This window comes from Clostridium sp. Marseille-P2415 (assembly GCF_900155545.1).
Lineage (GTDB): Bacteria > Bacillota > Clostridia > Lachnospirales > Lachnospiraceae > Lacrimispora.
In genome coordinates, this window is sequence record NZ_LT732526.1 from 1,365,523 (window position 1) to 1,377,803 (window position 12,281).

Sequence of the window (12,281 nt, forward strand, 5' to 3'; positions counted from 1 at the left end):
ACTGGACCTACTGGACCTACCGGACCTACCGGACCCACTGGACCTACTGGACCTACTGGACCTACCGGGCCTACCGGCGACCCTGGACCGACCGGGCCTACTGGCGACACCGGACCTACTGGACCTACCGGCAACACCGGGCCTACTGGACCTACTGGTGACACTGGGCCTACCGGACCTACTGGCGGTACTGGACCGACCGGGCCTACTGGCGACACCGGACCTACTGGACCCACCGGACCGACCGGACCTACTGGACCTACTGGACCTAATTCTGAGTTAAGGGGAATCGAAGTACAGCTTACCGCAGCAACAGTTGTGGCAAATGGAAGCCCCGTACTATTTAATACTGTTTTAACCGACCAGAGTGCCAATATTTCTTACAATACCGCTACAGGAATTGCAACGATCACTGCACCAGGCGTTTACTATGTATCCTGGTGGATATCTACAGACGGTGCAGGACCATCCACTTTTGTAGAATTTACAGCACAGGTAAATGGCAGCGGCGGTGTATCTGCAAGTTCACCAATTGTAACCGGACAGCTTAACGGAATTGCACTCGTCACAGTAGGTGCGGTTCCAGCCACAGTTGCAATTGTTAACACGACTGGCCAAACCGTATTCTTCGGTTCAACCCCCGTTATTGCTAACATGGTTATTGTTGAAGTTACACCTCTGTAGTGAAATAAAACCTAGGGAAAAATATGCGCCGGAATCAAACTTCCGGCGCATATCTTATATCACATAAGCGGAGCAAATAACCGCAACGTACGACCCGCAATTTTCTCGTACCAGGGATAATTTCTGCAATCTTCCAAAGTGACCCTCCGGCACTGAGCCAATGTATCCTGGAAATCACACTCTATATCCCGGATAACTTCATTGCGATAGATGTAAGCTGCACATTCAAAATGAAGGTAAAGGCTTCGAAAATCCATATTAATGGTTCCCACAACTGCTTTTGTGCTATCGCTGGTAAAGACTTTGGCATGCATAAAACCGGGCATATACTGGCAAATCCGGACTCCTGCTCTTATTAATTCCTCATAATGAGACTTTGCAAGAAGAAACGCATATTTTTTATCCGGTATACGGGGCATGATGATAATGGTCTCCACTCCACGCTTGGCAGCAAAGGTAAGGGCCTGGACCATTTCATAGTTCAGAATCAGGTATGGTGTCATAATATGGACATAATACCGGGCAGAATTGATGATATCTAAGTAAACCTGCTCTCCCATTGTTTCCTGATCCAAAGGACTGTCCCCATATGGAATAACAAATCCATCCATATTCAGCTCCAAAGGATAATAATATTCCGGATCTCTCAAATAACTGCCATAATCCTCCGGTTCCTTTTCGGATATATTCCACAGCTGTAAAAACATCATGGTAAAGCTGGTGACAGCATCCCCCTTCAGCATGATTCCGGTATCCTTCCAATGACCGAAGCGCACTCGCCTGTTAATGTATTCATCCGCCAGATTTATGCCGCCTGTAAAGGCTGTATGGCCATCCACCACAAGTATCTTTCTATGGTCCCGGTTATTCTGATAAGTGGTAAATGCTGGCTTGATAGGTGAAAAAACCTTTGCTTTAATTCCTTTTTCCTGCAATTCCTTTGGATAGCCATAAGGCAGAAGCATCAGGGAACACATACCGTCATACATAAACCGGACTTCCACCCCTTCCTTCACTTTTCGTTCCAGAATCTCCAGGATCGCATTCCACATCTCCCCACGTTCTACAATGAAAAACTCCATGAAAATGAATCGTTTTGCTCCTTCCAATTCCTTTTTCATCTCTTCGAACATGGCCTCTCCCGAGGGTAAATATTTCGCATTAGTATTGGTATAAGCCGGATAATGACCCGAATTCTTTATATAAAAAGCCAGATTGGCATTTCGCCTGCTGACCCTGGACAAGCTTTCCATTACCCGTGGGTTCTGTGCCATATAACCTTCTGTATTTTCAATGTTGATGCGCAGCCTTTTATCCATCAGCTTTCCTACAATCTGGAACTCTACAAACAGATAAAAAAGTGTCCCGAACACAGGAACAGCCGCGATCGGTACCATCCAGGCCAGTTTAAAGCTGGGATTTTCCTCTTTGTTCAGAATATAAATAATAACAAGTGCGCTAAGCAGGGTAAATCCGCCATAAAAATACGCCATATAGTGGCTTAAAAAGCGGTACCCGGCAGCTAAAATAACCACTTGAACGATAAGAGAAATAGCCGCAAACGTCGTCCGTCCAAAAATAATCCGTAGCATTCCCCTGATCCGTCTCATCTTCTGCACCTCCATGCTGCTGATTCATTTTGTATCATCTTAATTATACAGCCTGTCCCATTTTCTTGCAACACTTTGCGCAGCTTCTTGAATTACTCATTTATTTAAAGTATAATATCAAATAATAAAAATTATCAAAAGGAGACCGTTTATGGAAAAATCAAAGGTTTACTACACAAATTTTCACGTTACTTTCCGGGAAAACCTTCCGCAAAAGCTTAAAAGGCTTATAAAAACAGCTGGGATGCTGAACCAGATTGACTTTCAGAACAAATATGCGGCCATCAAAATCCATTTTGGCGAATTAGGGAACTTATCCTTTCTCCGTCCCAATTATGCGAAAGTAGTGGTGGACCTTGTAAAATCTCAGGGTGGAAAGCCATTTTTAACGGACTGCAACACCTTATATGTAGGAAGCCGGAAAAATGCCCTGGATCATTTAGATACTGCTTACGAAAACGGATTTTCCCCCTTTTCGACGGGATGCCATGTCCTAATCGCCGACGGTTTAAAAGGGACCGATGAAATCCTGGTTCCCATAAATGGGAAATACATAAAGGAAGCCAAAATCGGACGTGCCGTCATGGATGCCGACATCTTTATCTCTCTTACCCACTTTAAGGGACATGAAAGCACCGGATTCGGCGGTGCCTTAAAGAACATTGGTATGGGCTGCGGCTCCCGGGCAGGAAAAATGGAAATGCATAACGCCGGAAAACCACACGTAACTGTGGAAACCTGCATCGGCTGTCATGCCTGTGAAAAAAACTGCGCCCACAGCGCCATCTCCTTCCATGAAAAAAAGGCTTCCATTGACCATAACCGCTGTGTCGGATGCGGCCGCTGCATCGGGGTCTGCCCGGTAGATGCCGTAGAATCGGATTGTGATGAATCCAACGATATCTTAAACTGCAAAATAGCGGAATACACCCAGGCAGTTATCAAGGACCGCCCAAGCTTCCATATCAGCCTGGTCATGGATGTTTCCCCATACTGCGATTGCCATGCTGAAAATGATATTCCCATTATCCCGGATGTGGGCATGTTTGCCTCCTTTGACCCGGTAGCTCTGGATATGGCTTGTGTTGATGCCGTAAACCGCCAGCCGGTTATCGCAGGAAGTATTCTGGAGAAGCACGGAAGCCATCATCATGACCACTTCAAAGACACCCATCCGGACACAAACTGGAAAACTTCCATAGAACACGCCGTGAAAATAGGTCTGGGCAGCGCAGAATATGAATTGATTCATCTGTCGTAAAAAATCCTGATAGGAGTGCGCTGCTTGTTTGAAACGGGTTAACAAATGTAGGGGAGAGAGCACATAAAACACGGGCCCTCTCCCCATTATCACTTTCGAACGGAATCAAAGTAACTTTCCTTTCACATCCTCAATCGTCCAAACTCATACGATACGTTCCATTTTCCCCGAGGGGGACCTTATCCCTTCCAATCTGCCATACAGAGATTTCCGAATCAGCCACCTTTTTTTCAGGAACATTTTTGGCTATGATGAGCTCCGGCCAGACAAATGTGGTATCCACCGCTTTCCCATCGAAGCAGATCTTAGAATAAGGAGTAAAATTCTCCCCGTAAATCAACAAATTGGAATCATTGTACACAACATTATCTATGGTAATATCATCAATACCCATTTTAAGCTTCGTCGGCTCATAAGGGCTCTCACCTCCATAAACCTCGCGGCCGCCATAAAGGATGTCATATTCCAGGGTTTTCATGTCCTCTAAATAGCTTTCTTCCTTCGCTTTTGGATTGTTTAAATACTTCTGGTGAAACCGCATCATGGTTCCTTCATGAATGCCCAGCATATCAAGTACATGGGCCGAAATCTGATAGGCTTCCACATTTCTTTTCTCCAGCGGAAGGTTCATGTTATTCCAGACTACATATTCCGTTTGAAACAGGGAGTGGTTCTTCATCTCATCTTCCGACCACTCAAAGCCCGGCAGATGATCCCCGTACATGACCAGCACGATCGGCTCTTTCCTGGTCCGTAAGGTATTGACAAGCGAACGGATAAACTCGTCCATTTCCCCGATTTGCTGGCAGTAATATTCAAAATCCGGATATTTTCCATGCCCCTGAACCGATATGGTATAAATAAAATCAGGACCTGGAGTGGAATCCAGCGTTTTTATGATCTCACCGGTGAGAATCTTATCCTTGCACCAGCCGGTAGGATTCCGCTCCACATTATTCATGTATTCAATCGGGGTAAACGTATCAAAGCCAAGCTGCGAAAACACCCGGTTCCGGTCATAAAAGGTGGCTTCATTGTTATGTATGGCATGGGCACTGTATCCTAAATTTTTCAAATCAAATGCAATACTTTCACAGGAGGTTTTCTTTAACACCGTCTTATATGGATACTCACCAGGCCCGAAAAAGTCCAGATTCATTCCTGTAATGGACTCAAATTCCGTATTTGCAGTGCCCGCGCCGACAGAAGGAACGCTTATATAGCCTCCCGGATAATTTTTTTGCAGCTGATGGAAAAATGGGATCGGATCATAGTTAACAGGGTTATTTTTCCATAAGGAAGGGTCAAAAAAGGACTCCAGCTGAATCATGATCACATTGGGTTTTGTATCCTCGGACAAGGCATATGTATTCTCCGGAACCAGCTCCTCCTCCCGGATCGTCTCCATCGTCTCGGTCCCGTATCCCTCCGGTTTGGAGATTCCCGTATTAAAAAGGGAATTGGAAAAGCAATATGGAAACCCATAGGTCCGGAATGCCTCCCCAATATTGCCGAAATGAACTGCTACCAGGTTCGTTTTCATGGCCGCACTTGTCAGCCCCAGCACAATAACCGTACTTATGGCTATGAAACCTGCCCCAGCTCCGTAACGGACCTTATCCTTTGATACAGGGGCTTTACGCCAGACAAATATTAAGAAAACAATTGAAAATGCAATGCCGGACCCAATCAGTATGATCTGCAGCCAGGTAAAATANTCCCCCTTTTCGACGGGATGCCATGTCCTAATCGCCGACGGTTTAAAAGGGACCGATGAAATCCTGGTTCCCATAAATGGGAAATACATAAAGGAAGCCAAAATCGGACGTGCCGTCATGGATGCCGACATCTTTATCTCTCTTACCCACTTTAAGGGACATGAAAGCACCGGATTCGGCGGTGCCTTAAAGAACATTGGTATGGGCTGCGGCTCCCGGGCAGGAAAAATGGAAATGCATAACGCCGGAAAACCACACGTAACTGTGGAAACCTGCATCGGCTGTCATGCCTGTGAAAAAAACTGCGCCCACAGCGCCATCTCCTTCCATGAAAAAAAGGCTTCCATTGACCATAACCGCTGTGTCGGATGCGGCCGCTGCATCGGGGTCTGCCCGGTAGATGCCGTAGAATCGGATTGTGATGAATCCAACGATATCTTAAACTGCAAAATAGCGGAATACACCCAGGCAGTTATCAAGGACCGCCCAAGCTTCCATATCAGCCTGGTCATGGATGTTTCCCCATACTGCGATTGCCATGCTGAAAATGATATTCCCATTATCCCGGATGTGGGCATGTTTGCCTCCTTTGACCCGGTAGCTCTGGATATGGCTTGTGTTGATGCCGTAAACCGCCAGCCGGTTATCGCAGGAAGTATTCTGGAGAAGCACGGAAGCCATCATCATGACCACTTCAAAGACACCCATCCGGACACAAACTGGAAAACTTCCATAGAACACGCCGTGAAAATAGGTCTGGGCAGCGCAGAATATGAATTGATTCATCTGTCGTAAAAAATCCTGATAGGAGTGCGCTGCTTGTTTGAAACGGGTTAACAAATGTAGGGGAGAGAGCACATAAAACACGGGCCCTCTCCCCATTATCACTTTCGAACGGAATCAAAGTAACTTTCCTTTCACATCCTCAATCGTCCAAACTCATACGATACGTTCCATTTTCCCCGAGGGGGACCTTATCCCTTCCAATCTGCCATACAGAGATTTCCGAATCAGCCACCTTTTTTTCAGGAACATTTTTGGCTATGATGAGCTCCGGCCAGACAAATGTGGTATCCACCGCTTTCCCATCGAAGCAGATCTTAGAATAAGGAGTAAAATTCTCCCCGTAAATCAACAAATTGGAATCATTGTACACAACATTATCTATGGTAATATCATCAATACCCATTTTAAGCTTCGTCGGCTCATAAGGGCTCTCACCTCCATAAACCTCGCGGCCGCCATAAAGGATGTCATATTCCAGGGTTTTCATGTCCTCTAAATAGCTTTCTTCCTTCGCTTTTGGATTGTTTAAATACTTCTGGTGAAACCGCATCATGGTTCCTTCATGAATGCCCAGCATATCAAGTACATGGGCCGAAATCTGATAGGCTTCCACATTTCTTTTCTCCAGCGGAAGGTTCATGTTATTCCAGACTACATATTCCGTTTGAAACAGGGAGTGGTTCTTCATCTCATCTTCCGACCACTCAAAGCCCGGCAGATGATCCCCGTACATGACCAGCACGATCGGCTCTTTCCTGGTCCGTAAGGTATTGACAAGCGAACGGATAAACTCGTCCATTTCCCCGATTTGCTGGCAGTAATATTCAAAATCCGGATATTTTCCATGCCCCTGAACCGATATGGTATAAATAAAATCAGGACCTGGAGTGGAATCCAGCGTTTTTATGATCTCACCGGTGAGAATCTTATCCTTGCACCAGCCGGTAGGATTCCGCTCCACATTATTCATGTATTCAATCGGGGTAAACGTATCAAAGCCAAGCTGCGAAAACACCCGGTTCCGGTCATAAAAGGTGGCTTCATTGTTATGTATGGCATGGGCACTGTATCCTAAATTTTTCAAATCAAATGCAATACTTTCACAGGAGGTTTTCTTTAACACCGTCTTATATGGATACTCACCAGGCCCGAAAAAGTCCAGATTCATTCCTGTAATGGACTCAAATTCCGTATTTGCAGTGCCCGCGCCGACAGAAGGAACGCTTATATAGCCTCCCGGATAATTTTTTTGCAGCTGATGGAAAAATGGGATCGGATCATAGTTAACAGGGTTATTTTTCCATAAGGAAGGGTCAAAAAAGGACTCCAGCTGAATCATGATCACATTGGGTTTTGTATCCTCGGACAAGGCATATGTATTCTCCGGAACCAGCTCCTCCTCCCGGATCGTCTCCATCGTCTCGGTCCCGTATCCCTCCGGTTTGGAGATTCCCGTATTAAAAAGGGAATTGGAAAAGCAATATGGAAACCCATAGGTCCGGAATGCCTCCCCAATATTGCCGAAATGAACTGCTACCAGGTTCGTTTTCATGGCCGCACTTGTCAGCCCCAGCACAATAACCGTACTTATGGCTATGAAACCTGCCCCAGCTCCGTAACGGACCTTATCCTTTGATACAGGGGCTTTACGCCAGACAAATATTAAGAAAACAATTGAAAATGCAATGCCGGACCCAATCAGTATGATCTGCAGCCAGGTAAAATAAACAGTGGCCAGACTAACCGCATACTTCACCAGCCGAAAATCCGCCCCAGTAAAAGGCGTAGTACGGAAGATAAGCAGAATGCCGTTTACCACCCCCATGAAAAGCCATATCACGGAAATGGTGATGCATGCAAAAGCCTTGTGCTTCGTTACAAACAAAACCGTAAATGGAAGCGCAATGATGATCGTATTTAACAGGAAAATCAACAGGCTGCCCCATACATAAGCGCCAAGGTTCATCAGAGATTTTCTGCTGGCAAGCTCAATAAAAACATTTATCATGGCAGAAAAGGCGAAAATCCTTCCCAGCCATCTGATATGTGGTTTCATGATATGCTCCTTTGTATCTTATTTCTTTTCAGAGTCGGGTCTAGTCTACCACATTTTACAGGAAATTTACATACCTTTTTTTAAAAAGCAAAAATTAACAAAAAAGGGAAGCCGGCTCTATTCCAGGCCGGCCTCTTAAGTAACGGTTCTTATTCTTCTGTAGATTCAAATGCGTCTTCATTAACCGCATTAATTCCAGCTGCCGGATTCTCCTCCTCTGCAAAAGCTGCCTGCTCTTTTTCCTCTTCACTCGCTTCTTCTGTTCCCGGATTTGATGCTGCTTCCTTCACAGGTGCACCGCACTTTCCACAGTAAAAGGAATTCTTTGAAACTTTGGCTCCACACTCCGCGCAGATACGGGTTCCCTCGCTTTGGGTCAGTTCAATCTCCAGAGCGGCAATTCTCTCCCGGCTGGCCCTGACAGCTTCATAAGCCTTTTTATAAGCTTCCTCCGGCTCTGTGTTGGCTTCATAGAATTGTTTGCCGATGACTGCATAAGCTTCTTCCAGCTTAGTTTTCTCTGCACTGATCTGTGTCTTTAACTGTATCGTCTCAGTCAGCGCTTTTGCCTTCGTTGCAACCTCTTTGCCGGTATCACTAAGTGTCTTTCCCAGCTCTTCAAAAAATGCCATCCGCGATTCCTCCTTTGACTTTTACTCCTATTATTTTAACTTCATTGGGAGAAAAAGTCAATGAAAGACTGCTTACACGCCCTTTTTTATCCTCTCGATCTCTTCTTTCACGCTCTCAGGCAATTGATCCAGTGAGACTGTACAACGAATCACACTCTTACTTCCACCGGAGCCTGTGACAGCTGAAAAACTGACGCGCTCATCCCGTCTGTTTCCAAAAGGATTCATGCTTGAGTACTCTTCAATCACTGCCTGGGCCATAATCTGTTCAATCTGAACCTGGTCCGTAATCGTTAAGTATTGTGATTCCACGGCCTCATGGGAGGATTTATAGGCCTTAAACTGATCCCCCTCTATATTAATTTCCACTACATTTTTCAGGTTGTTCCAACTGTCCACATCAGCCTCACACTCTTTTAACAATTCCAGAGTCTTTTTAAAGGACGGATAAATCGGATAATAGCCTCTTGATGTAACATCGCTGTACTGCCAGGAACTCTGAGTCTCCTCCCGCTTTGTTTCCGCCTCTGCCTGTTTTTTCGTTAAAAACTGGATGGTGACTATTGGATTTTCCTTCTTCATGGTCTCGGCCTTTAAGTTTTTTAAATCCTCCTGATAAGCAAGAAGTAACTTTTCAGTCATGGCTTTTTCTGTTCCGTTTCTGTCACGGCTGACGATATTCGTCTGCTCTCCCCGGCTCACTCTCACCCACGCAGTATCTTCCGGTGTCTGGGCAAGAACCGGATACACCGCATTAACATAATCCGGATTTTCAAAAATCTCTGCGATTTCCGGACGAACCTCATCGGAAGGCAGGGAATAGGATCGGTAAATGCTCTTTCCATTTTTTAAATTATATTTTACTGAAAAATAGTAATTATAGCTATTCACGGATTCAGTCTCCCAGCCATCAAAAAGACCGTTTCCATGATTCAGTTTCTGGTTTCTCTCCACCGCATCGTGTACCAGAGCCAGAACCGGAGCCGTATCTTTCAGCTTCATATGGCTGAAAATATAATCGTCCGAATCCTGGTCTTCCCAATAATAATCTCCCATTAAATCCTGCCGCGGGCTTCCATAAGAAACCCAGTAGTTTGTATCCTGCATGGAAACCGCAACGGATTCAATGGCATTTTCAGCCGGTATATACCGGTCATACCCAAACAGGTCATAACGGAAAGTGCAGAATATGAATGCCGCCAGTCCGGCAGAAACCACCATCTGCTTCCAGTGGGAAAACAGCTTACGAAAATCAAAATGATAAATGATCTCTATAACACAGTGCGACAAAAACATTCCGCAAAGCAGTCCGAATACCGCCCAGCCCATGCTGGAATGTAAAAACCAGAAAAAAATACTTCCGCAAAGGGACGATAAGACCACAATGGGAATCCGGATGACCGGCATGCTGATCTTAAATGCCATCGCTTTTCCGGCAGCTTCTGAGCCTCTCTTTTTATATACCCAGAAAGAGAGAAATGTCAGAACAGCTGTCACAACCAGTACTGCGATAATCCTGGCCGCCTGTATTTCCAAGGGAGTTCCCGCATGCAGCCGGTCTATATTGACCATAAACAATGCAAATGCGGAACATTTATCCATCAAAAAGTTAAATTGTTCCCCGCCTCCCCGGTAACTGGTAAAGAAAAACTGTCCGTAACATAATTCAAAAACAAAAATGGCGCATACGAAATAGATTTGTAATACCATGGTACCAAGAATGCCCACAAGCACATTTCCCGTCAGCATCATAGCCAGCACCGTAACGGAATACATCATGCTGTAATGGATTATAAAAAGCAGAAAACCGGTAAGGGCCGCCCCTGTTACTTCCATGGGTGAAATACCGTTCACTGCGATAACCCCCAGGGTGATAATCAAATTCGCCCCATACACAGCTGCCGGAATAAAAATACCATTCAAGTAATTTGCCCAGAATAAATGCTTCCTGTTGACGGGAATTCCATGGTAGAAATCCACTTTCTGCCTGGAATGGAGATAAGAAAAGCTGGTTACTCCCATGATAAGGGACAGGAGGATCAGCAGCATTGCCACCCAGCCATTCTGGAACCCCAGCCAATCCTCTAAACCGGATATCATATGCTGGTAAACAACCTTTTGTTTTATCTGATCCCCCAGTATCAGAGCAGTCCTCACCGGAAAGGTAAAGAAAAATGCCAAAAATGCAAGTGCCATAGACCAAAGGCGTCTTTTGCCATCTTCCTGAAACAGATTAAAAAATAAGCTTTTTGATGTCATATCCTGCCACCTCCGTCTCACTAATAAATATTTCTTCCAGAGATAATGGAATAATCTCATAAAATACCGGCTGATAGGATTCCATCACCCCTTCCACTTCTTCTCTGGTTCCCCGAACAGTTATGGTATAGAGCTTTCCTCTTGTTTCTGTCTTAATCCGCTGCAGTGCCGCCAGATCTTCCACAGCCATCCCATCTCTTAAAACACACTGCACCTTATGGATATTAAGCTTCATGTCATCCAGATCTTTAGAAAGAAGAATTCCGCCTCTGTGGAGAAGGCCCACATGATCACAGATATCTTCCAGCTCCCTCAAATTATGGGAAGCAATAATAGGTGTTAAATTCCTCTCTGCCATATCATTGGCAAATATACTCTTCACAGCCTGACGCATCACCGGATCAAGTCCGTCAAAGGTCTCATCGCAGAAAAGGTAATCCGTATTGGCACAAATGCCGCATATGACAGACAGCTGCTTTTTCATTCCCTTTGAAAAAGTATGGATCTTCCTCCTGACTTCCAGCCCAAAACTTCCCAACAGATTATGGAAACGCTCCCGGTTAAATTCCGGATACACTCTGCTGTAAAACTCCATCATATCAAGCGGCGTGGAATTGTTAAAATAGTACTGGTCATCGGAAATGTAAAAAAACCGGCTTTTCACCTTTTCCTTTTCAAAGATCTGTTCTCCATCAATGGTGACACTTCCTTCATCCGGCTTCAATATACCGCTCATCATTCTCAGAAATGTACTTTTACCCGCTCCATTGGTTCCAATCAGGCCGAAAACACTTCCATCCCGAATTTCCGCACTAACATGGTCCACTGCCATGATATCGTCAAACTTTTTTGTCAGATTTTCTGCTTTTATCATCCTCTCTCTCCTCCCCTGTCAGATATTCCTGTTTTATCCATTCTTCTGCAACCCATGTATGGGCCTTATCCTCCGTCAGTCCTGCCCGCTTGGCCTCCTCGATCCAGTTTCCCAGCTCCTTTTTCAGTTCACTGTTCTTAAGCGCCCGAATGGAACTGGTGTCCGCCACAAAGCTGCCTCTTCCTTTCACAGAATAAATAAATCCGCGCCGTTCCAGCTCTGCATAAGCCCGCTGTATGGTGTTGGGATTGATGGATAAGTCTGTAGCCAAGGCGCGGACAGAAGGCAGCTGCATATCTTGTTCCAGTACGCCGCATATCATAAGATCCTTAAGTTTTTCTACAACCTGTTCGTATATTGGTCTGCGGTCTTTATAATCAAGCAGTATCATATTTCACCTC

9 protein-coding genes and 1 pseudogene are annotated in these 12,281 nt (G+C 45.3%); 3 read left to right on the top strand and 7 right to left on the bottom strand.

The genetic code is table 11. From position 1 onward, the window contains the following. Window positions 1–318 precede the first annotated feature (318 nt). On the top strand, window positions 319–684 hold the full coding sequence (locus BQ9856_RS25215; RefSeq protein ID WP_235839193.1) for a hypothetical protein: 366 nt from the start codon (window positions 319–321) through the stop codon (window positions 682–684). 59 nt (window positions 685–743) lie between these two features. On the opposite strand, the gene cls is transcribed toward BQ9856_RS25215, so the two are convergent. Further along, window positions 744–2,294: a cardiolipin synthase gene (gene cls, locus BQ9856_RS11230; protein ID WP_077611110.1), complete on the bottom strand. Its 1,551-nt coding sequence runs from the start codon at window positions 2,292–2,294 to the stop codon at window positions 744–746. Window positions 2,295–2,445: 151 nt separating this feature from the next. On the opposite strand from cls, the gene BQ9856_RS11235 reads away from it, so the two are divergent. Continuing rightward, window positions 2,446–3,555, top strand: a complete 1,110-nt coding sequence (locus tag BQ9856_RS11235) for a DUF362 domain-containing protein (protein WP_077611111.1) — start codon at window positions 2,446–2,448, stop codon at window positions 3,553–3,555. 130 nt (window positions 3,556–3,685) lie between these two features. Here BQ9856_RS11235 and BQ9856_RS11240 read toward each other — a convergent pair whose 3' ends face one another. After that, window positions 3,686–5,392 (bottom strand): LTA synthase family protein, encoded by a 1,707-nt coding sequence (locus tag BQ9856_RS11240; RefSeq protein WP_235839194.1) that lies wholly within the window; start codon window positions 5,390–5,392, stop codon window positions 3,686–3,688. On the opposite strand from BQ9856_RS11240, the pseudogene BQ9856_RS11245 reads away from it, so the two are divergent. Next, window positions 5,274–6,068: pseudogene (locus tag BQ9856_RS11245) on the top strand (DUF362 domain-containing protein); the annotation flags it as partial. The gene BQ9856_RS11240 and the pseudogene BQ9856_RS11245 sit on opposite strands and share 119 nt — an antisense overlap. 130 nt (window positions 6,069–6,198) lie before the next feature. Here the strand turns inward: BQ9856_RS11245 and BQ9856_RS11250 are convergent. The 5 genes from BQ9856_RS11250 to BQ9856_RS11270 all read right to left on the bottom strand — a co-directional run bounded on the left by BQ9856_RS11250 (window position 6,199) and on the right by BQ9856_RS11270 (window position 12,271). Further along, the gene (locus BQ9856_RS11250) at window positions 6,199–8,115 is read right to left on the bottom strand and encodes an LTA synthase family protein (RefSeq protein WP_077611112.1); all 1,917 of its coding nucleotides are present in this window, start codon (window positions 8,113–8,115) and stop codon (window positions 6,199–6,201) included. A 149-nt stretch (window positions 8,116–8,264) separates the two neighbouring features. Next, entirely contained in the window at window positions 8,265–8,747 is a 483-nt protein-coding gene (locus tag BQ9856_RS11255; RefSeq protein ID WP_077611113.1) for a zinc ribbon domain-containing protein, read from the bottom strand. 72 nt (window positions 8,748–8,819) lie between these two features. After that, entirely contained in the window at window positions 8,820–11,006 is a 2,187-nt protein-coding gene (locus BQ9856_RS11260) for a DUF6449 domain-containing protein (RefSeq protein WP_077611114.1), read from the bottom strand. Further along, window positions 10,981–11,880 carry an ABC transporter ATP-binding protein gene (locus BQ9856_RS11265; RefSeq protein WP_077611115.1) on the bottom strand — a complete coding sequence of 300 codons (900 nt, stop codon included), beginning with the start codon at window positions 11,878–11,880 and terminating at the stop codon, window positions 10,981–10,983. The genes BQ9856_RS11260 and BQ9856_RS11265 overlap by 26 nt, the downstream gene beginning before the upstream one ends. Then, the gene (locus tag BQ9856_RS11270; protein ID WP_077611116.1) at window positions 11,846–12,271 is read right to left on the bottom strand and encodes a GntR family transcriptional regulator; all 426 of its coding nucleotides are present in this window, start codon (window positions 12,269–12,271) and stop codon (window positions 11,846–11,848) included. The genes BQ9856_RS11265 and BQ9856_RS11270 overlap by 35 nt, the downstream gene beginning before the upstream one ends. Window positions 12,272–12,281 lie beyond the last annotated feature (10 nt).